Genomic DNA, 25,066 nt, shown 5'->3' with positions numbered 1-25,066 from the left:
CGTGTGACGCGGGGCGCAGGGGGAGCGGCGTCAGCGCGAGGCGGCGGACGCCTCGACCGCGCCGCGCAGGAGCTCCGCGAGACCCGCCGGATCCTCCTCCTGGGCGTTGTGCCCCGTCGACAGGGTCGCCACGCTCGCCCCGGGCACGCGCCGGGCGAAGTCCTCGGCATCCGGTGCCGTGACGAACCCGCGCTCGCCGCGCACGAGCGTGACGGGCGCGCGCACGGCCTCGAGGTCGTCCCACCCCGTGCTCGCGAGCACCGCGCGCACGGCGTCGGGGGTCGAGGGATCCGCTCCGGCGTTCACCGCGGCGGCGGCGAGGTGCGCGAAGTGGTGCTTCCACTCCACGCGGCCGTCGGGGCGCACGCGCGAATTGAGGAAGACGCCCCGCGTCGCCGCCTCGCGCGAACCGCCGAGGCCGAACGACAGGGCGCGTTCGACGAGCTCGTCGCGCGAGGCCCAGTCGGTCGGGCCCGCGAAGAAGGCGCGGATCTGCGCGGGTCCCGCGCTCGGGTCGACGCCGGGGGTGATGTCGACGATCACGAGACGCGACACGAGATCGGGGCGCGCGGCGGCGACGGCGGCGGCCGTGAGTCCGCCCAGCGAGTGTCCGACCAGCACCTGCGGACCGCTCGTCCACGCCTCGAGGGCGGCGATCACGTCGGGGGCGAGCACGCGCGCCACGTACGCGGCGTCGTCGCGCCACGACGAGTCGCCGTGCCCCGGGAGGTCGAGGGCGAGCGCGGCGACGCCGAGGTGCAGCAGCGTCGTGTCCCATGTGTGGGCGTTGAGACCCGCCCCGTGCAGCAGCGTGATCACGGGATCGGCGTCGCCCCACCGCAGGGCGCTGAGCCGGCGGTCGTCGGCGAGCGTGAGGTCGACGCGTTCGACGGCGGCGACCTCGCGGCCGAGGTCGGCGGCCTGGGCGGGAAGGAACGAGAACTCGTCGAGCTCGGGCATCCGCCCAGCCTGTCACCGCGCGGCCTCTGCCGCCACCGCCGTCGCGCGGCCAGACCTCCGCGGGGGACACCCCGGGTGAGCGGATGCCGCGGACTCGGCGAACGCCACACCCCGGCCCCGCGGGGTCGCCGTAGGCTGTGGCCATGGGCGAAGAACGGCGCGTGCACCTGTCGAAATCGGCTCCCGAGGCCTACGCGGCGTTGCGCTCGTTCTCCTCGACCGTCGGGCGCCTCGCCGCTGAGGCGGGCATCGACGCGCGGCTGCGCGAGATCGTGCAGATCCACGCCTCGCAGCTGAACGGCTGCGCCTACTGCGTGCGCGTGCACGTCGATGCCGCGGTCGCCGCCGGGCTCGACGCCGACGTGATCGCGCAGATCGCCACCTGGCGCGAGTCAGGGGTCTTCGACGAGCGCGAGCGCGCCGCGCTGGAGCTGACCGAGTCGTTCACCTTCATCCACGAAGACGGCATCCCCGACGAGGTGTACGACCAGGCCGGCGGGATCCTCAGTGAGAAGGAGTACGTCGCGCTCAGCTGGGTGCTCGTGGCCATCAACGCCTTCAACCGCGTCGCCATCGCCGGTCGGTACCCGGTGCCGCCTCGCCCCTCGGCCCCTGCCGCCCCGCACGTGCACGCGGACGGCACGGCGTGACCGGCTCGCTGGTCTCGGGGGCCTCGAACTTCCGCGACGTCGGAGGACTCCCCGCCGGCGAGGGCACCACGCGCTCGGGGGTGCTCTTCCGCTCGGGCAACCTCGTGCAGGTCGACGACACCGGCATCGCGGATCTCCGGGCCCTCGGCATCCGCCGCATCATCGATCTGCGCGATGAAGCCGAGCTCGCGAACGATCCGAGCCGGTTGGACGACCTTCCCATCGAGGTGCAGCACGAACCGCTGTTCCTGGGGTCTGTCGCATCGTTCTTCGAACGCGACGTCAGCCTCGAAGAGCTGTACTCCTCGATCGTCGACGACTCGGCCGACCGCGTGGTCGCCGTGGTGCGCGGCATCCTGACCGCTCAGCCCGTGCTCGTGCACTGCACCGTCGGCAAAGACCGCACGGGAGTCACGATCGGGGTGGCGCTCGCCGCGGCAGGCGTCGACCGCGAGGCCGTGATCGCCGACTACGCGCGCACCGAGCAGTTGCTGCCCGTCGCGCGCACCGAGCGCGTGCGCGCCGCGATCCGCGCCCTGCACCCCGACAACGTGCACGCCGACGAGTTGGCCACGCGGTCGCCCGCGCGCGCCATGCGGGCTCTGCTCGATCGCCTCGACCGCGAGTTCGGGTCACCGGCGGGCTATCTCCGCGCTCACGGCATGACGGATGCCGAGCTCGACCGGCTGCGCGAGGTGCTGGTGGCATGATCCACGCGTGGATCATCAGCCGACACGAAGGTTAGGCAACCCTTCACTGCGGGTATAGTGGAGGTCATCATGGCCACCTCCACCGAGCACAACGACGCCGCCTGCCGCGCGTCGCGGCACACCCGCGTCCAGCACCTCGTGACCGCCGACGAGAACTCGCTCGCCGAACTCGAGGCCCTGCTCGCGACCCTGCCGATCTGCTCGACCGGCCGCGTGTTCATCGAGGTGCCCGACGAGTCGTGGATCGGCCGCATCGCCGCCCCCGCCCGCATGACGCTGAGCTGGCTCGACCGCTCGCGTCGCGGCGGCGCCCCCGGCACCGGCCGCGGCTGCGCCCCGGGCGAAGCCCTCACCCGTGCGGTGTCGGGCTGGGCCGGAGAGATGCTCTGCTGCGACGACGACGCCACCCGCGTCGTGCTGCTCGGCGGCTACCTGGGCACGGCCGAGATCGTCGACGAACTCGTCGCGCGCCACGGCGTCGACCCGCAGGCGATCCACACGCCCAAGCGCTTCGGTCTCTTCACGGCTCGCTGACCCGCGGCCGCGCTCGGCGAGACCGGCCCGCGCCTGTGACGTCGGAGCGCGCGTATCTTCCGGCATCCGCGTATTTTCAGCCCGAAATGCCGCGCTCGGCCCGAGGTTATGCGGATCGCTGAGGTTGTGCGCGCAGCGTGCCGCGTATCTTCCGGCATCCGCGTATCCCCAGCCCGGATCGGTTCGGAGCCTCGAATCCTGCGTCGCGCGAGGTGGCTGAGCCTGTCGAAGCCACCGGGGCGTTCGCGGGTATCGGGCCCTTCGACGAGCTCAGGGACCTGTGCGCCGGGGCCTTCGCGGGTGCCGGGCCCTTCGACGAGCTCAGGGACCTGTACACCACGAGGTGGCTGGGCCTGCGTCCCGCGCGGTGGCTCAGCTCCCGCGCGGCACGTAGTTGCCCTCGGCGAGCCCCGCCTCGATCTCGAAGCGGTTGCGCAGGGGATCGCGCCCGGCCAGCCCGTAGAGCAGCGGCATGAGGAAGCCGTACCGCTGCCACTGGCGCTTGTGCACGGCCTCGTGGCTCAGCACGGCGTCGGTCGGGCGGTCGTCGCCGGTGAGGAAGCATCCGCCCACGCACACGCCGCCGCGAGGGAACGCCCACGACGGTAGCCCGCGGAACACCCAGAGCCCGTGGCGCTTCTCGATGCGTCCGGTGCTCCAGATCGAGCCCCACACCCATCCGACCGTGCAGCCGTACCAGTAGCCCACCCGGCTGACGCGGGAGTCGAGCAATGCCGCCGGGATGAAGCGGTCGAAGCGCCGACCGCGGGCCACGGCCGTGTCGGCGCGCTCGCGCCATCCGGCGGGCGGGCGGGGGATCGGGCTCACGCGAGGGCTCCGATCAGCCGCAGGATCGTGCCCAGGTCGTCGACGGCCGCGGCAGGCGACGCGGGCGAGAACTCCGTCAGGGTGGCTCCCGCGAGCGGCATCGTCTCTTTGAGGCGACGAATGGATGCCACGACGTCGGCGGTACGTGCGCCGAAGGGAACGGCCTGCGCGACGCCGCCGATCTCGGCCGGGTCGAGAGCGTCGAGATCGACGTGCACGTGCACGCGGCTCGCGCCGGTCGCGGCGACCGCGTCGGCGAGGAAGCCGGGGGAGGAGAGCTCGTCGGCGGAGACGACCGTGATGCCGTGCGCCGCGACGAAGGCCTCTTCTTCGGGATCCCACGCGCGCGTGGCCACCAGCACGAGGCGCGCGGGGTCGATACCGGGTTCGAGACGCAGCAGCGGTTCTCCCTCGCCCACGATGCCGCGCAGCACCATGCCTGTGAAGGCGCCGCTGGGGGAGGAGTCGGGGGTGTTGAGGTCGGGGTGCGCGTCGATCCAGACGACCGCGAGATCGTCGCCGGCCACGGCGGAGACGGCCCCGAGGGCGACGCCGCAGTCCCCTCCGACCACGATCGCCGTCTCGTCGGCCGAGCGGACGGCGTCTTCGATGCGCTGCCGCATGCGCACGAGGGCGCTCATGCGATGGATCCGCGAGCCCTGCGCGTCGCCGGCCTCGGTCGGGGCCTCGAGCAGGGTGGTCGCGGCGCGAGGGAGGTCGCCTGCGATGGCGTCGGCCCCGTCGATCAGCTGCATCGCGCGGGACGACGACGAGCCCTGCCATTGCGGGGCGACGATGAATCGGGTCATGGGCGGCTTCCCTCGCACGTGTGACGAGAGTGCACCGCCCGGGGTCCGGGCGGTGCACTCTCGCGTGTCTGTCAGACCTGGTCGGGGCTCGGCGCGTCGATCGCGGCGCGCTGGGGGCCGCCGACCTTCAGCGCGGCGAGGCGCGCCTCGACCTCGGTGAGCTCGCCCACGTCTTCGAGGGCGTTGAACTGCGCGTCGATGCTCGAGGCGGCGAGTTCCTGCTTGCCCGCGGCGAGGGCCTCTTCGCGGCGGATCTTGTCTTCGAACCGGCCGAGCTCGCTCGTGGGGTCGAGCACGTCGATCGACTTGACGGCGTCGTGCACCTTGTTCTGGGCCTCGGCGACCTTGGCGCGGGCGAGCAGCTCGCTGCGCTTGCCCCGCAGCTGCTCGAGCTTGCCCTTCATGCCGTTGAGGCCGTCCTTGAGCTTGTCGACGACCTCGGTCTGCGAGGCGATGGTCGGCTCGGCCGCCTTGGCCTCGCTCTCGGCGGTGATCTGACGCTGGAGCGCGATCTTGGCGAGGTTGTCGAACTTGTCGGCCTCGCTCGCGTTGCCGGAGGCGCGCAGCTCGTCGCCCTTGCGGCTGGCGGCGAGGGCCTTGTTGCCCCATTCGGCGGCCGCCTGGACGTCTTCCTGGTGGTCGCGCTCGAGCAGGCGCAGGTTGCCGATCGTCTCGGCGATGGCCGACTCGGCGTCGGCGATCGAGTTCGAGTAGTCGCGGACGAGCTGGTCGAGCATCTTCTGCGGGTCCTCGGCCTGGTCGAGGAGCGCGTTGATGTTCGCGCGGACGAGGGTCGAGATGCGACCGAAGATGGACTGCTTGGCCATGCGGGGTGTTCCTTTCAGAAGGCGACGATGTCGAGTCTGGTGGCGGTTGCTACGAATTCTCTGTGATCGGGCGATGCTCCGCGAGGGGGTGGATCAGCGGCGTCCTCCTCGTCCGCCCCCGGCGCGATTGCGGCCTCCGCCGGAGAACCCGCCGCCCCCGCCGCTGCGGGAGCGACCGCCGCCGGAGAACCCTCCGCCGAAGCCGCCGCCGCTCGAGCGCCCCGAGCCGGAGAAGCCTCCGCCCAGTCCGCCGAGAACGCCGCCGAGGCCTCCTCCGCCGAAGCCGCCGCGGCGTCCGCCGCCCAGCACCGAGTTGACGGCGATGCCGCCGAGGATGGCGCCCATCAGGTCGCCTCCGCCTCCGCCGCCGAGGCCCCCCGAGCCGCCGAAGGCGCCCACGTCGTTCTGAGCGAGGGACCCCGCTTCGCCCGCCAACTGCGCGGCGCGCTGCGCGGCGGTCAGTGCCGTGACGGGGTCGGTCTGTCGCATCTGCTCGGCTTGCACGAGCGCCGCGCCCGCCTCAGCCAGGCGCGTGCGCGCGGTCGGCCCGACGGCACCGCGGCGCGCGGCGATGAAGTCCTCGGTGGCGCGCACCTGGGCACGCGCCTGCGTCAGCGTGGCCTCGAGCTGCGTCTCGGCACGGCGACGGCGTTCGGCCTCGTCGCGAGCGGCGTCGAGCACCGCGTCGATGGTGCCGTTCGCCTGCTGCAGGGCCTGCACGGCGCGGAGGGGATCGGTGCGGGTACCGCTCGCGGCGGCACGCGCGGCGTCGAGTTGGGCCCGCGTGGAGGCGATGGCCTGGGCGATGCGACCGTCGGTGTCGGGGAGCGCCGACGCGGCGGCGAGGTCGCCCTCGACCTCGGCCCGAAGGGACGCCGCGGTCTGCTGGGCCTCGGTGAGGTCGGTGCCGAGCGTCGTGATCGCTTGCTCGAGGGTCTCGGCCTGAGCGACCGCCGCTTGGGCGGCGCGGATCGCCACCGCGGCCTCGCCCGTGCGCCCGGCGGTGAGGGCGGCATCGGCTGCGGCCTCCTGCTCGGTCGCCAGGGCGATCCGCGCCCGCGCCTGCGCCGGGTTGTCGGCGACGGGCGCGAGTGCCTCGTCGGTGAAGAGGGTCGCGAGCCGCGCGCGTCCGGCGTCGGCGGCGCTCAGGGCCTGCTCGGCGGCGGTGCGTCGCTCCCGTGTGGCGGCCAGGGCGGCGGGGGCGTCCGCCTCGAGGGCGCGCAGCTCGTCGAACGCCGCGGCCTTGGCGTCGAGGGCCTCGTCGGCCGAGGTGCACAGGCGCAGGATCTCGGCGTAGCCCGCGCGCTGCTGCTCGGGGGTCTCGGGGGTGCTGTCGTCGAGCTGCTGCTGGATCGAGAACGCCCGGTCGAGATCGGCCTTGGCCTGGGTCAGCACGTCGGTGAAGGGGGCTGCGGCCTCGTCGCCGAACTGGGCGCGTGCGAATCCGAGCTCCTGCTCGCTCGTCTTGACCGCGTCGTCGGTGGCGACCAGGGCCGACCCGGCGCGGCGGCGCAATTCGTCGACGCTCTCGGCCGGGGCGGCGGTCGATCCGCCCTGCGCGGCGGCGCGTCGTCGTCGCACCGCGAAGAAGATGAGACCGCCCGCGATGGCGAGCAGCAGCACGCCGACCAGCACGACGGGAACGATCGCGGGGCCGCTCTGGGTCGCGGGGGTCGGCGGGGGAGCGGGCTTGTTGCCCCCGGCCTGGGCGTGGGCGGTGCGGATGCCGTCGGCTGCGGCGATCGCGGCACCGGCGTCGTCGCTTGCCTCGAGCGCCGGTTGCACGCGGTCCTGCTCGATCGAGGCGAGCTGGTCGGCGGAGAGCTCCCCGCCGTCGACGTCGCCGGAGAGGTAGTACTCGAAGGTGTCGCCCTGGATCGCGATCGCCAGGAGGTACTGGTGGGGGCCGAGGTTGTTGCGGTTGGCGGCCTCGTTCGCCCAGTCGGCCGCGCTGGTGGGATTGGTGAACGAATCGACGTAGACGACCCACATGTCGAGGCCCGTCTGGTCGGACAGGGCGAGCAGTTTCGCCTGCACCTCTGCTTCTTGGGCGTCGGTGAGCGCGTTCACGTCGTCGAGCACGAAGCTCGAGCCCAGCGACGGCGGCGGCACGGCCGAGGCGCTCAGCGGCGCCGCGACCACGCCGATGAGCGCGAGCATCACGACGCAGATCGCGCGAGCCAGCATCGGCTTTCGCATGCATCCCCCTTCGGCGGCCGGAGGTTCCACCCTACAAACGACCGCCGACACCGGGGAAGGAGCGGCGCGTCCGCTGTGAGCGCACGCGGGCGCCGCCTAGGCTCGAACGCTCGGAGGTACACCATGGACGACCGTTACGGCACCGACGTGCTCGCCCGCGGGTGGCGCGACGCCGGACGCATCACGCCCGCCGAGGTCGCGGCATCCGCCGATCTCGTCGTCGAGGTCGCCGGCAGTGACTTCGTCGGGGCGGTGACCCGCATTGACGGCATGAACGTCGAGCTCGAGGACCGCTTCGGCAAGCGCCGGCTGTTCCCGCTCGGCGGGGGCTTCCTCGTCGACGGCAAGCCCGTGGTGTTGAAGGCACCCGCGGCCGCGCCGAAGGGGCGCACGCGCACGGCCTCCGGCTCGTTCGCCGCGGCCGACCAGCGGGCGCGCACCGCCCGCGCGAGCCGCATCTTCGTCGAGGGCAAGCACGACGCCGAACTTGTCGAGAAGGTGTGGGGCGCCGACCTGCGCGCCGAGGGCGTGGTCGTGGAGTTCCTCGAGGGCGTCGACCTGCTCGAAGAGAAGCTCGACGCCGAGCCGCCCACCGCCGAGCGCCGCTACGGCGTGCTCGTCGACCACCTCGTGCCGAACTCCAAGGAGTCGCGCATCGCCGAGAAGATCGCGCGCGGCCGCCACGGTGCGCACGTGCGCATCGTCGGACACCCCTTCGTCGACGTGTGGCAGTGCGTCACGCCCCGCGCCCTCGGCATCGCCGCGTGGCCCGAGGTGCCGCGCGGCATCGAGTGGAAGGTGGGCGTCTGCCGCGCCCTGGGCTGGCCCGCCGAGGAGCAGGCCGACACCGCCCGCGCGTGGCAGCACATCCTGTCGAAGGTCACCACCTTCCGCGACCTCGAGCCGGCCCTGCTCGGCCGCGTCGAGGAACTCATCGACTTCGTGACCGTCCCGTGAGCGGCCGCAAGGTGCCCGTTCGGCACATTCCCGGCGACCGTCCCTCTAGCCTGGACGGCATGGACGCCGCCGCTCCCGTCTTCCGTGACAAGCCGGTGTCGTTCGTGCGGCGCAGCGGCCGCATGTCGGAGGCGCAGGATCGCGCCTGGGCCGAGCTCTCGCCGTTCTACCTGCTGCCGGTCGAGCGCGCCACCGCCACCACCAGCGTCAAGCCGGGCACCGCGGTCGACCCGGCCGCGGTCTACGGCCGCACCGCCCGACTGGTCGTCGAGATCGGCTCCGGCCAGGGCCACCAGATCGTCTCGGCCGCAGCCGGCGACCCCGACACCGACTTCCTCGCCGTCGAGGTGTTCACCGCGGGGCTCGCGCGCACCATGCTCGACGCCGACCGCGCGGGCGTGAAGAACCTCCGCCTCGTCGAGGCCAACGCGCCGGAGGCGCTCGAGCACCTGCTGCCCGCGGCATCCGTCGACGAGCTGTGGGTGTTCTTCCCCGACCCGTGGCACAAGAACAAGCACACCAAGCGGCGCCTCGTCGCCCCCGATTTCGCGCGCATCGCCGCGCAGGCGATCCGCCCCGGCGGTCAGGTGCGCCTCGCGACCGACTGGCAGGACTACGCCGACCAGATGCGCGACGTGCTCGACGACGCCCCCGGTTTCGAGCGGGCGTTCGACGGGGAGTGGGCCGAGCGGTTCGGGGGCCGCGTGCTCACCGCCTTCGAGCAGAAGGGTCTGCGCGTCGGCCGCGACATCCGCGACCTGACCTACACGCGGGTCTCGCCGTGACCGCGCACACCGCGGTGCCGGTCCGCGAGCGTTCCACGTGGACGCCCAAGCTCATCCCGGCGCTCGCGGTGTGCCTCGCCGCCCCCGCGCTCTTCGTCGTGCAGATCGTGTGGCTCGGCTGGATCCTGCTCGCCCTCGCCGTGGCATCCGCCGTGCTCGTCGACCGCCGCAACGGCGTCGCCCTCGCTCGCGGTGAGGAGCCGAGCATCGCCCGCGATGTGTCGCTCATCGCGATCGGGCAGTTCATCGTCAGCCTGATCCCGCTGCACGCCGAGCTCGACAACGCCGCCTTCGTGCGCTTCACGCTCGCCCTCGGCGGGGCCGTCGTCGTGCCGTACGTGATCTCGCGCTTCGTCTACCGCGATTACGCGATCCGCTTCCCCTGGCGCGGGGGAGGCCGCTGGACCTGGTGGCAGTGGGCGTGGCTCGGCGGGGTGATCGTGCTCGGCTACCTGATCCTGCCGTTCTACTTCATCACCTCGGGCGTCTACCGCAACTGGCCCGAGGTGGTCACGGGAGACCTCATCGCCCGCCTGTTCGTCGGGGTCGGCGCGGTGGGCATCTGGGACGAAATCTTCTTCATCTGCACGGTCTTCGTGCTGCTGCGCCGGCACTTCCCCGACCTGACGGCCAATCTGCTGCAGGCTGTCGTGTTCGTGTCGTTCCTGTGGGAGCTCGGCTACCAGGCGTGGGGCCCGCTGCTGACGATCCCGTTCGCGATCGTGCAGGGCTTCCTCTTCTTGAAGACCCGCTCGCTCTGGTACGTGGTGACCGTGCACCTGCTCTTCGACGCGGTCGTCTTCGGGGTCCTCGTGCACGCGCACAACCCGGATTCGGCATCCATCTTCTTGATCTGATCCCGGATGCCGCGGTGCCCGGGTCCTGCCCAGGTCGGCTCGCTACCCTGGGGGACGGACGCCGACCCGCGTCCCCGGACGACGGATCAGTACCCGGACTGCGACAAGACTGGCCAAGGAGCACCGTCATGTCGTGGATCGTCCTCATCCTGTCCGGAATCCTCGAGGCCATCTGGGCCACCGCCCTGGGGCGCTCGGAGGGCTTCACCAAGCTCTGGCCGAGCGTGATCTTCGGCGTCGCCCTCGTGGCATCAATGGGCGGTCTCGCTTTCGCGATGCGCGAGATCCCGACCGGCACCGCGTACGCGGTGTGGGTCGGCATCGGCGCGGCGCTCACGGTGGTGGTGGCGATGATCGGCGGCACCGAGGCGGTCTCGGTGGTCAAAGTGCTGCTCGTGCTCGGTCTGGTGGGGTGCGTGATCGGTCTGAAGCTCGTGGGCGATACCCACTGATCAGGGCATTTCGCCGAAAGTCAACCGGAGGGAACGTTCGGTTTCATCCGGTACGATCCGACCCAATTGCACTTGTCCGGGCCCAGACACCGTCGTCACTCGCCCATGTCTTCCCCTGTGAAAGGTTCCGAGTGAGCGCACCGCCGAGCGAGCTTGCCCCCGCGACACGCCCGTCACCCGTCATCGGGCGACAGCGCCGCCTCGATCGAGTGCGCGATTCGCGCCTCGGCCGTGCCCTCGTCCAGTACGGGCGCGACGTCATGCGCAAGCCCGAGGGCGTCGTCCCGATCGAGCGCGGTGCCTTCACCAAGGTGCTGATCCTCTGGGCCATCGCCCGCGTCGTCAGCTTCGGCATGCTGTGGGGCTTCTACTCGATCGCCAAGGCCGCGCGCTGGGGCTTCGGGCCCGACAGCGAGCGCCTCGGCACCTTCTGGGACTACCTCACCGGGTGGGACGCCGACCGCTACGGCCAGATCGCCGCCCAGGGCTACCCGATGTCGCTGCCCATGAACGTCTCGGGCGACATCCTCCCGAACAACTGGGCGTTCCTCCCCGTCTGGCCGACGATGATCCGCGTGATCTCCGGCGCCACCGGTCTCGGGTGGCAGCCGGTGTCGGTGATGATGAGCTTGGGCGCGAGCCTCGGCGCCACGTGGCTGCTGTTCGTGCTGATGCGCACGGTCACCAAGCCCCAGGCCGCCTGGTGGGCTCTGGTGTTCTTCTCCTTCGCCCCGATGTCGTTCCTCTTCGTCATCGGGTACAGCGAGGGCCTGTTCATGCTGCTGATGTTCGCGGGCATGCTGCTCGCCATCAAGCGGCGCTACCTGTGGATCCTGCCGATCGGGCTCATCACCGCGTACACGCGGCCGGGCGTGCTCGCCCTGGGTCTCGCGCTGGGCATCGTCTTCCTCGTGCGCTTCTTCCGCCGCAAGGTCGATCCGTTCCCGGTGCGCGAGTGGGCCTCGCTCATGGCGTCGGGTCTCGTGATCGCCGTGGCGGGTCTGTCGTGGAACCACATCGCGCAGTACGTCACGGGCACCCACAACGCCTACATCCGCACCGAGCTCGGCTGGTGGCTCGACTACGTCGGCAACGACGAGTTCACGCCGTTCACGCCGTGGTTCCGCCAGGCGGGAACGCACCTCGGCTTCGTCGGCATCGTGCTCGTCATCGCCCTGCTCGTGGCGTTCGCGGCGCTCATGTGGTCGCGGCCGGTGCGCAAGCTCGGCCTGATGGTCGTGACCTACGGCTTCAGCTACGGCGTCTACATCTTCGCGGTGTTCCTCCCGCAGCAGAGCACGTTCCGTCTGCTCATGCCGATGGCGCCGCTGCTGGGAGACGAGCGGTGGTCGTCGACGCCGCGTCGCCGCACGGCGATCCTGGTCGGATGCCTCGTGCTGCAGGCCGTGGCGATCCTGCTGCTGTGGACCCGCGGCAACCCGTGATCCTCATCTGAACGGACGAAAAAGGGCGGTGCCGGAAGGCGCCGCCCTTTTTCACGTCGAGTGTCGATCAGTCGGGGCTCCCACCCGGATCCACCGCGTCGATCATGTCCTGCTCGACGGCGTTGTCGGCGTCCATCTCGGCCGACCCCACGGCGTCGGCGTCGTCGGTGGCGAAGGCGCCGGACTCGGAGTCGTCGGTCGCTCCGGCATCGCGGCCGGCCGAGGCCACGGCATCCGGTGACGACGACCCCGCGCTCGGCGCCGGGTCCGGCTCGGCCGGGCGGGGGACGGTCGGCTCCGACGGGGTCGGGGCGAGTGGCTCCGACGGATTGGGCGGCGTGGGCTCGGACGGGGTCTGGGGGAAGGACGGAGTGCTCATGCCCCGACTCTCGGCGGTGGGGGTCGTCGGCGCGAGCCCCTTTCGCATCGGACCGCTGCGGTGTAACCGCCGACCAGTAGGCTTGCCCGGGAACCAGATCGGGGGGACGACGTGTCCACGGCACACGATGTCAGCAGGCGCGAGGCGATCGCGCAGTATCGCCTCGTCGGCGAACCCTCCGAACCCGACCTGCAGGGTCTCGTCGAGCTCGCCGCCACCGTGTGCGGCGTGCCGACGGCGGTCATCAACATCATCGACGACCGCATGCAGCACCAGGTCGCGGCCGTCGGCATCCAGGCCGCGTCGTGCTCGCGCGAAGACTCGATGTGCGCGGCGGTCATCAGCACCCCGGGTCGCGTCGTCGTCCCCGACGCCCGCCTCGACGCCCGCTTCGCCCAGAACGCGTTCGTCACCGGTGAGATCGCGCACGTGCGCTTCTACGCGTCGAGTCCGCTCATCACTCCCGCCGGGGTGGCGATCGGCACGCTGTGCGTGTTCGACGACGTCGTCGGAGAGCTGTCGGATGCCAGTAGCCGGGCCCTCGATCTGCTCGCGCATCAGGTGATCGACGTGCTCGAACTGCGCCGGGTGCAACGCGACCTCATCGAGTCGAACGAGCAGCTCGAGCACTTCGCCGTGCAGGTCAGTCACGACCTGCGCAATCCGCTGACGGCTCTGACGGGTTTCCTCGAGCTCGCCGCCGACAGCCCCGAGATGGTCGACGCCCCGCGCGCCGCCCAGTCGCTCGCGCGCGCGGAGGCGGCCGCCGGCCGCATGACGTCGATGGTCACCGACCTGCTCGATTTCGCGCGAATGGGCGGTGCGCGCCCGCACATGACCCAGGTCGACGTCGCCGACACGGTGGACGCCGTGCTCGAAGACCTCGACGGCGCCGTCGTGAGCACCGGGGCCGAGGTGACCGTCGACGCGACGACCCAGGTTCGCGCCGACGACACCCTGCTGCGCGTGCTGCTGCAGAACCTCATCGCCAACGCCGTGAAGTTCACGGTCGCCGCCGACCGTGTGCCCCGCATCACGATCAGCGTCGAGACGCTTCCCGACGGATGGCGCGTGACGGTCGACGACAACGGCGACGCGATCGACGCGAGCCTGCGCGAGCGCGTGTTCGAGCCCATGCAGCGCGGGCACGGCGCCGAGGTGCAGGGCATCGGCATCGGTCTGGCCACGTGTCGGCGCATCGTCGAGGCGCACCGCGGGTCGATCGGCCTCGACGAGTCTCCCGCCGGCGGCACGCGCGCCTGGTTCGTGCTGCCCGCGGCCGCCTGAGCCCGATATCCCGCGACGCGCCGGGGCGCAACCTCCGTGCCACGAGAGCGGACGGGGCCGTAGCGTAGGCCGTGCCGGGCGCGAGCCCGCCCCCGTCGACGAGGAGGAGCGACCCATGGCCCGCAACGTGCGCCTCCTGCGCTGCACACCCGACGACGTGTTCCGCGTCTTGGCGAACGGCTGGCTGTACCCGCTGTGGGTGGTCGGGACCTCCCGCATGCGCGACGTCTCGGAGCAGTGGCCCGCCGAGGGGGCGACCCTGCATCACTCGTTCGGGTCGTGGCCGCTCGTGGTGGACGACACGACCGTGATGCGGGAGTGGGACCCACCGCGCCGCGCGGTTCTCGAGCCGCACGGCGGACCGATCGGGGTCGCGCGCGTCGCGATCGACGTGAAGGCGCGGGGCGATGCGTGCGTCGTCCGCATCCAGGAGGAGCCGGTGACCGGCCCGACGAAGCTTCTGCCCGACACCGTGTTCGATGCGATCACGCGGTACCGCAACGCCGAGACCTTGCACCGACTCGCCTACCTCGCCGAGGGCGGCGCGCCCGGCACCGCGGGGGGCGCGGCGGCGGCAGGCTTCGAATCCACCGCCCAGAGGGAGTCGATCCAACGATGAGCGAGAGCTACGACGCCGTCATCGTCGGGTCGGGCCCCAACGGGTTGGCCGCGGCGGTCACCCTCGCCCGAGCGGGCCTGTCGGTCGCCGTGTACGAGCGGGCCGAGACCTTCGGGGGAGCGGCGTCGACGGCCGAGCTCACCCTCCCCGGATTCCGCCACGACGTCGGGTCGGCCGTGCACCCGCTGGCCCTGGAGTCGTGGTTCTTCCGCGAGTTCGGTCTCGAGCGCCGCGTGCCGCTGATCGTTCCCGAGGTGTCGTACGCGCACCCGCTCGATGGCGGGCGCGCGGGCCTCGCCTACCGCGACCTGGCGCGGGCGGCCGACGGGCTGGGCGTCGATGGCCCCGCCTACGAACGCCTCATGCGCCCTCTGGTCGAGCACCTCCGCGGGGTCGCCGACTTCACCGGCAACGCGCTGCTGCGCATTCCGGGCGACCCGCTCGCGGCCGTGTTCTTCGGCCTGCGCGCGCTCGAGCAGGGCGGCCCGTGGTGGAACGCCAGGTTCCGCGACGACGTCGTGCCCAGCATGATCACCGGCGTCTCGGCGCACACGATCCTGCACCAGCCGAGTCTCGCCGCGGGTGGGGCCGGCCTGGTGCTCGCGACCTACGGGCACGGGCGCGGATGGCCGATCCCGGTGGGCGGGAGCCAGTCGATCGCGGATGCCATGATCGCCGACATCCGCGCGCATGGCGGCGTGCTGCACGCCGGCGTCGAGGTCACCTCGCTCGACGAACTGCCCCCCTCGCGTGCGGTGCTGTTGGACACCACTCCACGCGCGCTGGTGAAGATGGCGGGGGAGCGGATGCCGGAGCTGTACCGCCGTCAGTTGGAGCGCTTCCGCTATGGCGGCGGCGTGGCCAAGGTCGACTTCGCCCTCTCGGATCCGGTGCCGTGGGCCCACCCCGACGTCGCCCGCTCGGGGACGATCCACATCGGCGGCACGCGCGCCGAGATCGCGGCGGCCGAGAACGCCGTCGCGCGCGGCGACCTGCCCGACGCGCCCTACGTGCTGGCCGCTCAGCCCACCCTGTTCGACCCCACCCGGGCGCCGGAGGGCAAGCACGTGCTCTGGGCCTACACGCACGTGCCGTCGGGAAGCCCGGCCGACCGTCAGGAGGCGGTCACCCGGCAGATCGAGCGCTTCGCCCCCGGTTTCCGCGACACGGTGCTGGCTGCTTCGTCGCGCACCGCGACCGACATTCAGGCCTGGAACCCCAACTTCCCTGGCGGCGACATCTCGGCCGGTGCTCCGAGCTTCACCCAGCTGCTCGGCCGACCGGTCTACAGCCCCGACCCGTGGCGCACCCCGATGAAGGGCGTGTACCTCTGCTCGTCGTCGACGAGCCCCGGCCCGGGCGTCCACGGTCTGGCGGGATGGCACGCGGCGCTCAGCGCCCTCCGTCACGAGTTCGGCACGCGCCTGCGCCCCGATCTCGCGCCGCGCGACGACCAGCTGCACACGGCAACCTCCTCGGCGACGTAGCTGTGCCCGAGGGCGACAGCGTGTACCGGCTGCGGCGTCGGCTGGAGGCCGCGACCCAGGGCGCGCGCATCGCCGACGGTGAGCTGCGTTCGGGCCACGCCGCGGGCAGGAGCCTGGCGGGTCTCGGCATCCGGAACCACGACACCCACGGCAAGCACCTGCTGACGCGGTTCGACGACGGGTCGACGCTGCACACCCACCTGCGGATGCAGGGGAGCTGGACGATCACCCGCGCGGGCCGAACGCTGCCGACCGCTGTGCGCGAGAAGGCGCGCGTGCGGTTCCGCCTCGACGACGGACGCGAGGTCTGGGGCCTCGATCTCCCCGTTGTCGACCTGGTGCCCACGGCCCGCGAGGTCGACGTCGTCGGCTTCCTGGGGCCGGATCCGCTGCGCGACGACTGGGACGCCGCCGAAGCCGTGCGGCGCCTGTCGGTACGCCCGTCGCGGCCCTTCGTCGCGGCGCTGCTCGACCAGTCGCTGATCGCCGGCCTCGGCAACCTGTGGGTGAACGAGCTCGCCTTCCTGCGCGGCATCCACCCCTTCGCGCCGATCGGCGCGACAGACCTGGACGCGCTGGTGGAGCTGGCGGCGCGGTGCCTGCGCGTCTCGGCGACGGTGCCCGGGATGTATCAGGTGACCACGGGGAACGCGCGCAAGGGAGCCTCGCACTGGGTGGCCGGACGAGCCGGGCGGCCTTGCCTGCGTTGCGGCACGCGCGTGCGTGTGCGCGACGAGGTGGCGAATGATCCCGAGCAGCGTCGCACGTGGTGGTGCCCGCGCTGCCAGCCGGTTCCCGAGGGGGCCGATGTCGGAGGTCCGGGGTAGAACGGAAAGCATGGCCGTCGAACGCGAGAACCTGTTGCGGGTCACCCGCATCTACGCCGAAGACGCCGCCCTCGAGCTCGAACGCGGGCGCGAGATCGTGGCGCGCTGGCCCGACGCCGACATCGTGCCGATCGCCTCGCACTGGCAGATCCCCGAGGTGCACGGCGACGAGACGAACGTCGCCCGGTGGGTGCGCATCAAGACCGAGGCGCTCGTGCTCGGGGTCAAGAAGAGCGTCGTCACGCGGGTGAACGGCCGCTCGGCGGACTTCATCGCGCCGTCGCTCTCGAACGGGTGCGCGATGGCCTGCAGCTATTGCTACGTTCCGCGACGCAAGGGCTACAGCAACCCGATCACGGTGTTCGCCAACGTCGAGCAGATCTCGCGCCACCTCGCGCGCCATGTGGCGGCGCGCGGGGCCAAGACCGAGCCGAACCAGTGCGACCCCGACGCGTGGGTGTACGACATCGGTGAGAACGGCGACTGCTCGGTCGACGCGATGATCAGCGAGAACGTTCGCGACGTGTGCGACCTGTTCCGCATGATGCCGACGGCGAAGGCGTCGTTCGCGACGAAGTTCGTCAATCGCGATCTTCTCGAGTGGGATCCCGCGGGTCGCACCCGCGTGCGGTTCTCGCTCATGCCGGCCGGCACGGCCCGCGTCACCGACCTGCGGACCACGCCGATGTCGGAGCGCATCGCCGCGATCAACGACTTCGTCGACGCGGGCTTCGAGGTGCACGTCAACTTCTCGCCGGTCATCCTCACGCCCACCTGGCTCGCCGACTGGGAGCACCTGTTCGACGAGCTCGACGCGGTGCTGCATGAGCGTGCCAAGGCGCAACTCGCGTGCGAAATCATCTTCCTCACGCACAACGAGGCGCTTCACGAGGTCAACCTCGGGTGGCACCCGAAGGGTGAAGACCTGCTGTGGGCGCCCGAGGTCCAAGAAGAGAAGGTGTCGCAGAACGGCGCGACGAACGTGCGTTATCGCCACCCGCTCAAGGCGCAGAGCGTCGCCGCGCTGACGGAGCTGGTGGCGCGCAAACTGCCGTACTGCCGGGTGCGCTACGCCTTTTGACGACGCGTTGCGGCGCTCAGCTGATGTCGCCGGCGGGTGAGCCCTCGGTCGTCGCCGCTTCGTCGGCGTCGTGCTGGGCGGCCGCGCCCTCTTCGGGCGATTCGCTGCCCGCGCCCGCGGAGTCGTGGTCGGGCGTGCTCTTGTCGTGGGTGGTCATCGCTTCTCCTCGCGTTCGACGTATCGGCGACGCTCGCACGCGGGCGCCCGGGTGACAAGGGGGTCGACGCGCCTCTGGGGACGCGCCGGGGGTTAGAGCGGGGTGACGCCGTAGCGCTCGCGGAAGTCGGCGGTCGCCGCGTCTTCGAAGTCGTCGGCGTCGTCGCGCAGGTCCATGTCGCCCATCGCGATCACAGCAGCGGCGCGAGGGCGCCGGCGGTCAGGGCGAAAGCCAGGGCGGTGCCGCCGACCGCGGTCGCGGTCAGCACGCTCGCCCGCTCGAAGCGGTGTCGACGTGCGGTGTTGGCGGGGTGGGAGGTGGTGCGCAGCGACGCCTTGGCGGCGCTGAGGGCGTCGTAGCGACCGATCGGAATGCCGTGCGCGTCGCGCGAGACGTACCCGCCCGAGACGGCGTCGACGCAGCCGAAGTACTCGCCGCCGCGGTGGGCGACCCAGAATCCGGTATCGACGTTGGCCCAGAGCACGCGCGCAGCGCTGAGGGTGGAGGGGATGGATGCCGAGGTCATCTCACGCCGCCACAGACAGCGTGCGGCGACGCGCCGGCGCCGACGTCCGCGAGGGGCTGACGCGAGGGGATGCCTCGCTGGTGGGGATGTCGCCGTTCAGGTCGACCACCAGGCCGGCGGAGGAGTTGGCCATGTCGGCCATGTTCTTCAGCACGGTGGCGTTGAGGGTCTCGGGCTCGGCGCTGTCGAAGACGAAGCGCATCGGGATCGCGGGCTGGATCCAGAGGGTGGAGCGGCCGGGGGTGCCGTCGACGTGCGTCCAGCTGAGGGTGAAGCTCTCGCTGCGGCGGAGCTTGGTCGTCACGACGACCTTGAGGTGGGAGAGCAGACGGTCCGGAATCTGGATCGACTCGGTCGCGGTGCCGTAGTACAGGTGGCCCATGGGGGAACTCCCTTCGGAAGCGATTAGCTGTGCTTAGAACATACTCGATTAGTAACTAGTTTGTCTAACTATTATTTCGGGTGTACAGTTTCCGGAAGAGCGGGGAGGAGTGTGTCATGACAGACGTCGAAACCACGTCCCGCGGACTCACAGCCACGGGAACCGACGAGGTCACCTATTGGTACGGAGACGAGCCGAGCGATCGACGGCACCGCAGCAAGGCGGTGCTCGAAGCTCTGCGCATCTACCGCGCCGCCGAGGTGGCGATGCGTCGTCGTACCCGCGACTCCATGTCGATGGGTGAGAACGAACTGCTCGTGCTGCGCTACCTGCTGCGTGATTCGACACGGCAGGTGCGGCCGGGAGAGCTGACGAGGTATCTCGGCCTCTCCACGGCATCGACCACCGCGATCCTCGACCGTCTCGAACGGTCGGGTCACATCACGCGCTCGAACAACCCCGCCGACCGCCGCAGCATCTTCATCCAGGCCACCCCGCGCGCTCACGCCGAGGTGCGCCAGACGCTCGGCAACATGCACGACCGCATGCTCGCCGCCGTCATCGACATGACGCCCGACGAGTCTGCAGCGGTCGTGGCGTTCCTCCAGCGTATGAGCGACGCCGTCGACGGCGTCGCGGTCGACACCTCGGCGGTCGATTCCCCGTGATCTACGTGCTCGTCGGCGGCCCGCGCGACGGACAGCACGTGGATGATCTGCCCCGCGGTTACCGCCTCTCCCTCAGCGACCCGCAGCCTGCGCCGTTCGGCGAGTTCGACACCGTGCGGGCGGTGTGGTTCGAGCTCGACGAGGCGATGTTCCGCACGACGCAGCGTCGCGACTGAGCCGTAGTGCACGGGGCGTCGCGAGGCAACCCACCGGCGTCGGCGGACGCGAAGTCGCAGTGTGGGTCCATGCGATGTGTGACCTATGCCGGCGAGACCGTGATCACCACCGATGACGTCGCGGCGTCGCTGATCGAATTGACCGCGGCCGTCGCCAAGGAGGGCCAGGCCGAGGCCGTGAGCATTCCGATCGTCACCGACGACAAGAAGGTCGCTCAGGCCGAGCTCGTCATCGGCGTCGGCAACGACGTCTTATCGGCACCCCTCGAGTGGGACGACGAGCAGCCCGACTTCTCGCACGCCGCGAAGGAGCTCAAGGAGCACCGACTGTTCCCCCGTGCGCACCTGCGCGCCGTCGACCCCGATCCGCACGTTGACGACGAGCCCATCGACTGGGACTTCGATCAGCCCACGCAGGCCTGAGCACGCATCGGGTGAAGTCCACCGCTGTGCGGGTGAGCGACGAATCAATGCTTGCCCGCCGCGGCGGTATCCGTTATGTTCGCAAGTCCGTGCCGCCGGCACGGAAGGCCGAGAGGACGAGACGATGACCGCCATGCGCGATCTGCGTCAGGAGCAGCAGGGAACGAATCCGTCGTTCCCTCTCTCGTCGTACCCTCCGGCGCCGGTCGTCTAGAGCTCTTCCGCTCACGCCCCGCACCGTCAGGTCGGGGCTTTTCTCTTTCCCTCGTGGGGGAGGCGTCTCGACCCGAGGCCGCTCCCGCGACGTCTGCGGGCCACCCGCACGACGTCATCGCACGAAGGAAAGGAATCATGCAGAAGCTCACCGAACGACTCGTGTCGTGGGCGAGCCTGATCGACGACAAGACCGTCGAACAGGCCCGCACCTCGTCGCGGATGCCGTTCATCCACCCCCACATCGCCCTCATGCCCGACGCCCACCTCGGCCTCGGCGCGACGGTCGGCTCGGTCATCCCCACGCTCGGGGCGATCATGCCCGCCGCCGTGGGCGTCGACATCGGCTGCGGCATGATCGCCGTCAAGACGCAGTTCACGGTCGCCGACCTCGACGGACGCGACCTGTCCGAGCTGCGGCAGCAGATCGAACGCGCCATCCCGCTGTCGGCCGGCCGTGACAACCGCAAGATCGTCGCGACCGCCGAACCGCGCATCGCCGAGCTCGAAGACCGCGCCGAGAAGGCCGAGTTCGACCCGGCGTCGTACGCGGGGCACTGGCGTCACCAGCTGGGGTCGCTCGGAAGCGGCAACCACTTCATCGAGATCTCGCTCGACGAGAACGACGACGTGTGGATGTTCCTGCACTCCGGGTCGCGGGGCATCGGCAACCGCATCGCGAAGCACCACATCGGTGTCGCGAAGCGCCTGGCGAAGCAGTGGTGGATCGAGCTGCCGCATCCCGACCTCGCGTACCTCGTCGAGGGCACGCCGGAGTTCTCGCGCTACATCCGCGAGCTGCGGTGGGCCCAGCACTTCGCGCTGCTCAACCGCGAAGAGATGATGGATCGCGTCGCCAACCAGCTCGGTCGGTTCCTCGACACCCCTGTCGAAGAGCGCGAGCGGATCAACTGCCACCACAACTTCACCGAGTCCGAGATGCACTTCGGCAAGCGGGTGTGGGTCTCGCGAAAGGGCGCGATCATGGCCGACGCGGGTCGGCCGGGCCTGATCCCGGGATCGATGGGCACCGCGTCGTACGTGGTGGAGGGGCGGGGCGACCCCGTGTCGCTCAACTCGTCGCCGCACGGGGCGGGCCGGGAGTACTCCCGGTCGGCCGCGCGCAAGACCTTCACGCACGAGCAGCTGCGTGAGGCGATGCGCGGCATCGAATACCGCGACACCGACGCCTTCCTCGACGAGATCCCGCAGGCCTACAAGCCGATCGACCGGGTCATGGCCGACGCTGCCGACCTGGTAAGCGTGCGACACGTGCTGCGGCAGATCGTCAACGTGAAGGGCGACTGAACCGGATGCCACGGGCGCGAGCGAGCGCCCGTGGCATCCGTCTGCGATCTTTTCGAATGTCGTTCTTCCGGAGGATGCGGGATCGTCCTCGGTCGGTGAGCATGGAGGAGAGCTCGCGAAGCCGCGCGGGCCGTCACTTCCCCCTGGAGTGCGAACCATGTCACCTGAGTCCGTGTCACCACCGCAGGTTGCCGATCGGCGAGAACGACAGCGCGCGTGGATCCGTCTCGCGAGGGAACGCCTGTCGGCGTTCGTCCTCAGCTCGGCGGGGGAGGTCGACGCCGCATCCCGCGAGGCCGAGACGGCCCTGCGTGGAGCAGTGTCGTCGGGAGCCGCGATCGAGACCATTTCGGCCGAGCTCGAGGTCAGTCCTCGAGCGCTGAAGGCGATCGTCGACGGCTCCGTGCCGTTGCGCAGCCTGCACCCCGACGACAGCCTGCGGCCCGCCTGAGTCGACGCCGGCCGTCGCGAGCGGGGTTACGCTCTGTCGAGAGCGTGCGGCGAGGAGGCGACGGCATGAGCGAACGCCGGTTCGAGTGGGGTGGGCTGAGCGCCGACCGCGGCGACTACGTCACCGCCGCCGAGGCGCTGGCCATGCTCGAGGTGCTCGCGCTCGCGCAGGCCGACCTGGCGGTCACGACCGAGCTGCGCGACGGTGCCGCGTGGGCGCGGTTCGCGCGCGACGACAGGTGGGCGATGGTGTCGACCCCCGGATCGCGCTGGTTCTCGGTCGAGACCGACACCGGTCACCGCGTGCAGATCGTCGACGCAAACTCGTCGAAAGACCAGAGCGCGCAGTTGCTCGCGGTGTACGTCGACGTCGCCGAGGCCTACGTGCGCGGTGACGCCGAGCCGGTGCGCGGCCGGGGCCTGGCCGGATCCACCCTCACCGTCGACGTGAACGGCCGACAGGTCATCCTCACGCAGGCGATCGGTCGACGCGTGCGGGGACTCTTCGGGCGCTAGAGCCGGCGGCCGTCGCGGTCAAGCCGGTGCCTCCGCCGGGTCGCGGTTGCGAGGCTGGGGGTCCACGCGACGAAGGGACCCGCATGAGCGACCAGCAGAACTCCACCCCCGACGGCGCCGCCGACCTCGGCGACGACGACACGGTCAAGCCCAGCCAGGAGAACGACGTCGACGAAGAGGCCAAGGCGCCGTCGAAGGACGACCCCAACGCCGACCACCAGGCCACCGGCATCGGCGTCATCGGCGACGAGTGATCCGGATGCCGCGGGGTGGCGCGATCGCGCGCCCTGCGGCATCGATCCGCGTCGGGGCGGCGCCGGGCGCGGTGATAGCCTTGAGCGGTCCGCCTCCGTAGCTCAGGGGATAGAGCGTTGGTTTCCGGTACCAAAGGTCGCAGGTTCGATTCCTGTCGGGGGCACCAGGCGAGACAAGGGATCGCGGGTCATTCAGACCCGCGGTCCCTTTTCTCATGGCAACAGGGTGGCAACATTCGCTGAGCGGCGGGCCTGATCGAGAGCGGCCGCGACGGCGTCCAGATCGTCATCGAACAGGTCCGCGTAGGTGTCGAGCGTCATCGCTGCGGACGCGTGACCGAGCATTCTCTGCACAGCTTTCACGTGTGCGCCGGCCTGCACGGCTAGGGATGCAGCGCTGTGGCGGAGGTCGTGCGGTGTGATCCTCGGGAACGTCCGGTCAGCAGCGTGCGCGCGAGTGACTGCGCCTGTGAACCAGCCATTCCGAGATGCCGGGAGCTTCACGTGGATCTCGCCGTCGCCGAACAGCAGGTCGTCGCGGCTCTTGCCCTCGGCGAGCTTCGCGATCGGGAGTGCGAGGAACTCGGGGTAGGGGACTGACCTCGAGCGGTGCGTCTTCGGGGTGCCGACGTGGATGAGGCCCGCGACCAGGACGGCGTTTTCTTCGACCTTCACGCGCCGTCTGAGCGCGTCTACATGCCGCACCCGTAGTCCGGTCGCCTCGCCCCACCTGAGGCCCGTGTAGGCCAGGAAGAGGACGAGGGTGGCGTGCTGCGGGGGAGCGGCGTCGACGAGCTGCTGCACCTGCTGGTGAGACAGGTAGACGCGAGCCTTCGTGGAGCCCTTCGCGGGGAGGTCGACGTCCCGGGCCACATTGCGGGCGAGGCGCCGATCGCGGACGGCGACGTCGAGAATGCCGGCGAGGACGCCGTGCGCGCGCCGGACGGTCGTCGAGCTTGCCGTGCGCGCGGGCGCGTCGTCTTTCGCCTTCCCTGTCGTGGCAGTGGCGAGTTCGGAGATCCAGGTCTGCACCTCGCTGTGCCGGATGCTCCCGACTGTGCGCGCCCCCCAGCGTGGCTCCACGTGCTTCTTCCACGCGGACACCAGGGGGAGATAGCTGGACGGCTTCAGCACTCCCTCACGGTCGCGGAGCCATGCTTCCCCGAGGTGCCCCACGGTTGCTGACGCGGTGGACGGGTCGATGTATTCGCCGCGATCCTTTGAGGTCTCGACCTCGCGCAGTCGGCGTTCGGCGTCCGCCTTCCGGGCGAAGCCGCGCTCCTGCGTCTGGGAATGGTCGGGGCGCCGATAGACGATCCGGTAGAGCTTCTTCCCGGCCTTCGTCTCGTAGGGGTAGACGCTGCCCATCAGAATCCGCGGAGTTGGCGTTTCGCGAGTTCGTATAGATCCTCGCTCATGTGCGCACCAGTGCCGATGGTCGATGGGATGAACCCGCGATCGCGAGCCCGACGGATCCACACAGAAGCGGTCGGAGTGGGCATCTGTAACTGCTGCTGTACGGCCTTCGCAGGGGGACGCCGGAACGCGTGTGCGGTTACGTACACACGCGCGAGCCATCGCAGGCTGTCGGCGTTGCTGGGGCCGGCGGCCTTGATCTCGCGGACGAGGTCGTCGGACAGAAGTTCAGGCATCGGCTCGCCGGTAGTTGTCACAGTGACGGTCTCTTCGAACGTCTGCAGCAGCTCTTGCACAGGGATTGTTCTCAGTGCGGCTCCGTCAACGGACGAGGACGGGCCCCGACGAGCTGCGATCAGCTGATCTACCTGGTACTGCACAGCGGTTTCGTCGAACACGAGCATCAATGTGACGTCGAGTGAGCCTGCCGCGGGGGTGTGGACGTCAACCGCGCCGTACCGAGCGAATGACAGATCGGGTAGCACCTCCACTCGAGGTGTCTGGCCGGTCGATTCGTTCAGCGCGCTTAATCCCACGCCCCGAGCATATGCGTAGTCCTGCTGGATTCATACAAACGAGCTTGACATGCCCATATGTACGAGCGCATAGTGTCCTGTGTCACGGGAGTATCGATCAAAAGGAGGAACCGTGAACCAGAAGTACATCACCGACCAGCAGGTGTGCGACCTCATCCCTGGCATGACGAAGACAAACCTCGCGCAGCTCCGGTTCAACGGCAAGGGGCCGAAGTTTCTGAAGCCCACGCCGCGGACCGTGGTCTACCGGGAGGCCGATGTCATCGCATGGCTCGAGGCGTCCGAGCGCACGAGCACGGCCGCGGTGACGCGGTGACTACGAAGAAAGCCCTCGGCGCCGTTGCAGCG

The 25,066-nt window shown here is 70.7% G+C and carries 32 protein-coding genes, 1 tRNA gene and 1 riboswitch; of the genes, 22 read left to right on the top strand and 11 right to left on the bottom strand.

All coding sequences use genetic code 11. The annotated features are described in order from the left end of the window. Window positions 1-30: 30 nt before the first annotated feature. Complete coding sequence (locus tag M3667_RS02045; RefSeq protein WP_251504340.1) at window positions 31-960, bottom strand: alpha/beta fold hydrolase; 930 nt, start codon at window positions 958-960, stop codon at window positions 31-33. A 143-nt stretch (window positions 961-1,103) separates the two neighbouring features. Here M3667_RS02045 and M3667_RS02040 point away from each other — a divergent pair, with 143 nt between their 5' ends. From M3667_RS02040 to M3667_RS02030, 3 genes are all read left to right on the top strand, one after another. After that, window positions 1,104-1,610, top strand: a complete 507-nt coding sequence (locus tag M3667_RS02040) for a carboxymuconolactone decarboxylase family protein (RefSeq protein ID WP_251504337.1) — start codon at window positions 1,104-1,106, stop codon at window positions 1,608-1,610. Continuing rightward, window positions 1,607-2,320 (top strand): tyrosine-protein phosphatase, encoded by a 714-nt coding sequence (locus M3667_RS02035; protein WP_251504334.1) that lies wholly within the window; start codon window positions 1,607-1,609, stop codon window positions 2,318-2,320. The genes M3667_RS02040 and M3667_RS02035 overlap by 4 nt, the downstream gene beginning before the upstream one ends. 69 nt (window positions 2,321-2,389) lie before the next feature. Beyond that, window positions 2,390-2,854 carry an SIP domain-containing protein gene (locus M3667_RS02030; RefSeq protein ID WP_251504331.1) on the top strand — a complete coding sequence of 155 codons (465 nt, stop codon included), beginning with the start codon at window positions 2,390-2,392 and terminating at the stop codon, window positions 2,852-2,854. Window positions 2,855-3,226: 372 nt separating this feature from the next. Here M3667_RS02030 and M3667_RS02025 read toward each other — a convergent pair whose 3' ends face one another. The 4 genes from M3667_RS02025 to M3667_RS16685 form a co-directional block, all read right to left on the bottom strand. Beyond that, window positions 3,227-3,682, bottom strand: a complete 456-nt coding sequence (locus M3667_RS02025; protein WP_251504328.1) for a Fe-S oxidoreductase — start codon at window positions 3,680-3,682, stop codon at window positions 3,227-3,229. Continuing rightward, window positions 3,679-4,491 carry an arginase family protein gene (locus M3667_RS02020; RefSeq protein ID WP_251504325.1) on the bottom strand — a complete coding sequence of 271 codons (813 nt, stop codon included), beginning with the start codon at window positions 4,489-4,491 and terminating at the stop codon, window positions 3,679-3,681. Before M3667_RS02020 ends, M3667_RS02025 begins: the two co-directional genes overlap by 4 nt. Window positions 4,492-4,562: 71 nt before the next feature. Then, window positions 4,563-5,318: a PspA/IM30 family protein gene (locus tag M3667_RS02015; RefSeq protein WP_144828671.1), complete on the bottom strand. Its 756-nt coding sequence runs from the start codon at window positions 5,316-5,318 to the stop codon at window positions 4,563-4,565. A 93-nt stretch (window positions 5,319-5,411) separates the two neighbouring features. Continuing rightward, complete coding sequence (locus M3667_RS16685) at window positions 5,412-7,517, bottom strand: YgcG family protein (protein ID WP_285837334.1); 2,106 nt, start codon at window positions 7,515-7,517, stop codon at window positions 5,412-5,414. Window positions 7,518-7,640: 123 nt separating this feature from the next. Here M3667_RS16685 and M3667_RS02000 point away from each other — a divergent pair, with 123 nt between their 5' ends. From M3667_RS02000 to M3667_RS01980, 5 genes are all read left to right on the top strand, one after another. Beyond that, entirely contained in the window at window positions 7,641-8,474 is an 834-nt protein-coding gene (locus tag M3667_RS02000; protein ID WP_144828668.1) for a DUF3097 domain-containing protein, read from the top strand. Between the two features lie 59 nt (window positions 8,475-8,533). Continuing rightward, the gene (gene trmB, locus M3667_RS01995) at window positions 8,534-9,259 is read left to right on the top strand and encodes a tRNA (guanosine(46)-N7)-methyltransferase TrmB (RefSeq protein WP_251504323.1); all 726 of its coding nucleotides are present in this window, start codon (window positions 8,534-8,536) and stop codon (window positions 9,257-9,259) included. Then, a complete protein-coding gene (locus tag M3667_RS01990; protein WP_251504322.1) occupies window positions 9,256-10,116 on the top strand; it encodes a CPBP family intramembrane glutamic endopeptidase in 861 nt (286 codons plus the stop codon). Before trmB ends, M3667_RS01990 begins: the two co-directional genes overlap by 4 nt. A gap of 53 nt (window positions 10,117-10,169) precedes the next feature. Beyond that, a riboswitch (guanidine-III (ykkC-III) riboswitch) is annotated at window positions 10,170-10,234 on the top strand. 10 nt (window positions 10,235-10,244) lie between these two features. Then, window positions 10,245-10,568 (top strand): multidrug efflux SMR transporter, encoded by a 324-nt coding sequence (locus tag M3667_RS01985; RefSeq protein ID WP_251504319.1) that lies wholly within the window; start codon window positions 10,245-10,247, stop codon window positions 10,566-10,568. A gap of 209 nt (window positions 10,569-10,777) precedes the next feature. After that, a complete protein-coding gene (locus tag M3667_RS01980; protein ID WP_251504318.1) occupies window positions 10,778-12,013 on the top strand; it encodes a hypothetical protein in 1,236 nt (411 codons plus the stop codon). Window positions 12,014-12,080: 67 nt separating this feature from the next. On the opposite strand, the gene M3667_RS01975 is transcribed toward M3667_RS01980, so the two are convergent. Further along, complete coding sequence (locus M3667_RS01975; RefSeq protein ID WP_251504316.1) at window positions 12,081-12,392, bottom strand: hypothetical protein; 312 nt, start codon at window positions 12,390-12,392, stop codon at window positions 12,081-12,083. Window positions 12,393-12,503: 111 nt separating this feature from the next. Here M3667_RS01975 and M3667_RS01970 point away from each other — a divergent pair, with 111 nt between their 5' ends. From M3667_RS01970 to M3667_RS01950, 5 genes are all read left to right on the top strand, one after another. Beyond that, window positions 12,504-13,679: an ATP-binding protein gene (locus M3667_RS01970; protein WP_251504314.1), complete on the top strand. Its 1,176-nt coding sequence runs from the start codon at window positions 12,504-12,506 to the stop codon at window positions 13,677-13,679. Between the two features lie 115 nt (window positions 13,680-13,794). Then, window positions 13,795-14,298, top strand: coding sequence for an SRPBCC family protein (locus M3667_RS01965; RefSeq protein ID WP_251504312.1), 504 nt, complete (start codon window positions 13,795-13,797; stop codon window positions 14,296-14,298). Further along, on the top strand, window positions 14,295-15,785 hold the full coding sequence (locus tag M3667_RS01960) for an NAD(P)/FAD-dependent oxidoreductase (RefSeq protein ID WP_251504309.1): 1,491 nt from the start codon (window positions 14,295-14,297) through the stop codon (window positions 15,783-15,785). The genes M3667_RS01965 and M3667_RS01960 overlap by 4 nt, the downstream gene beginning before the upstream one ends. 2 nt (window positions 15,786-15,787) lie before the next feature. Next, window positions 15,788-16,612: a DNA-formamidopyrimidine glycosylase family protein gene (locus tag M3667_RS01955; protein WP_251504308.1), complete on the top strand. Its 825-nt coding sequence runs from the start codon at window positions 15,788-15,790 to the stop codon at window positions 16,610-16,612. Between the two features lie 10 nt (window positions 16,613-16,622). Further along, window positions 16,623-17,693 (top strand): spore photoproduct lyase family protein, encoded by a 1,071-nt coding sequence (locus M3667_RS01950; protein ID WP_251504306.1) that lies wholly within the window; start codon window positions 16,623-16,625, stop codon window positions 17,691-17,693. A 16-nt stretch (window positions 17,694-17,709) separates the two neighbouring features. On the opposite strand, the gene M3667_RS01945 is transcribed toward M3667_RS01950, so the two are convergent. The 3 genes from M3667_RS01945 to M3667_RS01935 form a co-directional block, all read right to left on the bottom strand. Beyond that, entirely contained in the window at window positions 17,710-17,850 is a 141-nt protein-coding gene (locus M3667_RS01945; RefSeq protein ID WP_186325387.1) for a hypothetical protein, read from the bottom strand. Window positions 17,851-18,040: 190 nt separating this feature from the next. Next, window positions 18,041-18,376 carry a hypothetical protein gene (locus tag M3667_RS01940; RefSeq protein WP_251504304.1) on the bottom strand — a complete coding sequence of 112 codons (336 nt, stop codon included), beginning with the start codon at window positions 18,374-18,376 and terminating at the stop codon, window positions 18,041-18,043. Window position 18,377: 1 nt separating this feature from the next. Then, entirely contained in the window at window positions 18,378-18,758 is a 381-nt protein-coding gene (locus M3667_RS01935; protein ID WP_251504302.1) for a hypothetical protein, read from the bottom strand. 116 nt (window positions 18,759-18,874) lie between these two features. Between M3667_RS01935 and M3667_RS01930 the strand changes: the two genes are divergently transcribed. The 8 genes from M3667_RS01930 to M3667_RS01895 all read left to right on the top strand — a co-directional run bounded on the left by M3667_RS01930 (window position 18,875) and on the right by M3667_RS01895 (window position 22,933). Next, on the top strand, window positions 18,875-19,426 hold the full coding sequence (locus M3667_RS01930) for a MarR family winged helix-turn-helix transcriptional regulator (protein WP_251504300.1): 552 nt from the start codon (window positions 18,875-18,877) through the stop codon (window positions 19,424-19,426). Continuing rightward, window positions 19,423-19,602: a hypothetical protein gene (locus tag M3667_RS01925; protein WP_251504298.1), complete on the top strand. Its 180-nt coding sequence runs from the start codon at window positions 19,423-19,425 to the stop codon at window positions 19,600-19,602. The genes M3667_RS01930 and M3667_RS01925 overlap by 4 nt, the downstream gene beginning before the upstream one ends. Before the next feature lie 69 nt (window positions 19,603-19,671). Further along, window positions 19,672-20,025: a hypothetical protein gene (locus M3667_RS01920; protein ID WP_251504296.1), complete on the top strand. Its 354-nt coding sequence runs from the start codon at window positions 19,672-19,674 to the stop codon at window positions 20,023-20,025. Between the two features lie 351 nt (window positions 20,026-20,376). Next, window positions 20,377-21,546 carry an RtcB family protein gene (locus tag M3667_RS01915; RefSeq protein WP_251504294.1) on the top strand — a complete coding sequence of 390 codons (1,170 nt, stop codon included), beginning with the start codon at window positions 20,377-20,379 and terminating at the stop codon, window positions 21,544-21,546. Between the two features lie 172 nt (window positions 21,547-21,718). Continuing rightward, a complete protein-coding gene (locus M3667_RS01910) occupies window positions 21,719-21,997 on the top strand; it encodes a hypothetical protein (protein WP_251504292.1) in 279 nt (92 codons plus the stop codon). A gap of 65 nt (window positions 21,998-22,062) precedes the next feature. Then, complete coding sequence (locus M3667_RS01905) at window positions 22,063-22,512, top strand: hypothetical protein (protein WP_251504291.1); 450 nt, start codon at window positions 22,063-22,065, stop codon at window positions 22,510-22,512. A gap of 83 nt (window positions 22,513-22,595) precedes the next feature. After that, a complete protein-coding gene (locus M3667_RS01900; protein ID WP_251504289.1) occupies window positions 22,596-22,766 on the top strand; it encodes a hypothetical protein in 171 nt (56 codons plus the stop codon). A 91-nt stretch (window positions 22,767-22,857) separates the two neighbouring features. Then, window positions 22,858-22,933 (top strand) — tRNA-Arg (locus M3667_RS01895). 46 nt (window positions 22,934-22,979) lie between these two features. Here M3667_RS01895 and M3667_RS01890 read toward each other — a convergent pair. Both M3667_RS01890 and M3667_RS01885 read right to left on the bottom strand, forming a co-directional pair. Next, window positions 22,980-24,134 (bottom strand): site-specific integrase, encoded by a 1,155-nt coding sequence (locus M3667_RS01890; RefSeq protein WP_251504287.1) that lies wholly within the window; start codon window positions 24,132-24,134, stop codon window positions 22,980-22,982. Then, the gene (locus M3667_RS01885) at window positions 24,134-24,718 is read right to left on the bottom strand and encodes a hypothetical protein (RefSeq protein ID WP_251504285.1); all 585 of its coding nucleotides are present in this window, start codon (window positions 24,716-24,718) and stop codon (window positions 24,134-24,136) included. The genes M3667_RS01890 and M3667_RS01885 overlap by 1 nt, the downstream gene beginning before the upstream one ends. A 112-nt stretch (window positions 24,719-24,830) precedes the next feature. Between M3667_RS01885 and M3667_RS01880 the strand changes: the two genes are divergently transcribed. Continuing rightward, a complete protein-coding gene (locus M3667_RS01880) occupies window positions 24,831-25,034 on the top strand; it encodes an AlpA family transcriptional regulator (protein ID WP_251504283.1) in 204 nt (67 codons plus the stop codon). The last annotated feature ends 32 nt before the right edge of the window (window positions 25,035-25,066 follow it).

Source organism: Microbacterium sp. P26, from assembly GCF_023712585.1.
Classification (GTDB): Bacteria; Actinomycetota; Actinomycetes; order Actinomycetales; family Microbacteriaceae; genus Microbacterium; species Microbacterium algihabitans_A.
Note: the sequence above shows the minus strand (reverse complement) of the source record. Positions and strands in the feature narration are given on the sequence as shown.

What these genes read in the sequence shown, in the direction of transcription:
- M3667_RS02045 (WP_251504340.1), bottom strand. Translation starts at nt 960, where the DNA reads ATGCCCGAGCTCGACGAGTTCTCGTTCCTTCCCGCCCAGGCCGCCGAC.
- M3667_RS02040 (WP_251504337.1), top strand. Translation starts at nt 1,104, where the DNA reads ATGGGCGAAGAACGGCGCGTGCACCTGTCGAAATCGGCTCCCGAGGCC.
- M3667_RS02030 (WP_251504331.1), top strand. Translation starts at nt 2,390, where the DNA reads ATGGCCACCTCCACCGAGCACAACGACGCCGCCTGCCGCGCGTCGCGG.
- M3667_RS02020 (WP_251504325.1), bottom strand. Translation starts at nt 4,491, where the DNA reads ATGACCCGATTCATCGTCGCCCCGCAATGGCAGGGCTCGTCGTCGTCC.
- M3667_RS02015 (WP_144828671.1), bottom strand. Translation starts at nt 5,318, where the DNA reads ATGGCCAAGCAGTCCATCTTCGGTCGCATCTCGACCCTCGTCCGCGCG.
- M3667_RS16685 (WP_285837334.1), bottom strand. Translation starts at nt 7,517, where the DNA reads ATGCGAAAGCCGATGCTGGCTCGCGCGATCTGCGTCGTGATGCTCGCG.
- M3667_RS02000 (WP_144828668.1), top strand. Translation starts at nt 7,641, where the DNA reads ATGGACGACCGTTACGGCACCGACGTGCTCGCCCGCGGGTGGCGCGAC.
- trmB (WP_251504323.1), top strand. Translation starts at nt 8,534, where the DNA reads ATGGACGCCGCCGCTCCCGTCTTCCGTGACAAGCCGGTGTCGTTCGTG.
- M3667_RS01985 (WP_251504319.1), top strand. Translation starts at nt 10,245, where the DNA reads ATGTCGTGGATCGTCCTCATCCTGTCCGGAATCCTCGAGGCCATCTGG.
- M3667_RS01975 (WP_251504316.1), bottom strand. Translation starts at nt 12,392, where the DNA reads ATGAGCACTCCGTCCTTCCCCCAGACCCCGTCCGAGCCCACGCCGCCC.
- M3667_RS01965 (WP_251504312.1), top strand. Translation starts at nt 13,795, where the DNA reads ATGGCCCGCAACGTGCGCCTCCTGCGCTGCACACCCGACGACGTGTTC.
- M3667_RS01960 (WP_251504309.1), top strand. Translation starts at nt 14,295, where the DNA reads ATGAGCGAGAGCTACGACGCCGTCATCGTCGGGTCGGGCCCCAACGGG.
- M3667_RS01950 (WP_251504306.1), top strand. Translation starts at nt 16,623, where the DNA reads ATGGCCGTCGAACGCGAGAACCTGTTGCGGGTCACCCGCATCTACGCC.
- M3667_RS01945 (WP_186325387.1), bottom strand. Translation starts at nt 17,850, where the DNA reads ATGACCACCCACGACAAGAGCACGCCCGACCACGACTCCGCGGGCGCG.
- M3667_RS01940 (WP_251504304.1), bottom strand. Translation starts at nt 18,376, where the DNA reads ATGACCTCGGCATCCATCCCCTCCACCCTCAGCGCTGCGCGCGTGCTC.
- M3667_RS01935 (WP_251504302.1), bottom strand. Translation starts at nt 18,758, where the DNA reads ATGGGCCACCTGTACTACGGCACCGCGACCGAGTCGATCCAGATTCCG.
- M3667_RS01930 (WP_251504300.1), top strand. Translation starts at nt 18,875, where the DNA reads ATGACAGACGTCGAAACCACGTCCCGCGGACTCACAGCCACGGGAACC.
- M3667_RS01920 (WP_251504296.1), top strand. Translation starts at nt 19,672, where the DNA reads ATGCGATGTGTGACCTATGCCGGCGAGACCGTGATCACCACCGATGAC.
- M3667_RS01915 (WP_251504294.1), top strand. Translation starts at nt 20,377, where the DNA reads ATGCAGAAGCTCACCGAACGACTCGTGTCGTGGGCGAGCCTGATCGAC.
- M3667_RS01905 (WP_251504291.1), top strand. Translation starts at nt 22,063, where the DNA reads ATGAGCGAACGCCGGTTCGAGTGGGGTGGGCTGAGCGCCGACCGCGGC.
- M3667_RS01900 (WP_251504289.1), top strand. Translation starts at nt 22,596, where the DNA reads ATGAGCGACCAGCAGAACTCCACCCCCGACGGCGCCGCCGACCTCGGC.
- M3667_RS01890 (WP_251504287.1), bottom strand. Translation starts at nt 24,134, where the DNA reads ATGGGCAGCGTCTACCCCTACGAGACGAAGGCCGGGAAGAAGCTCTAC.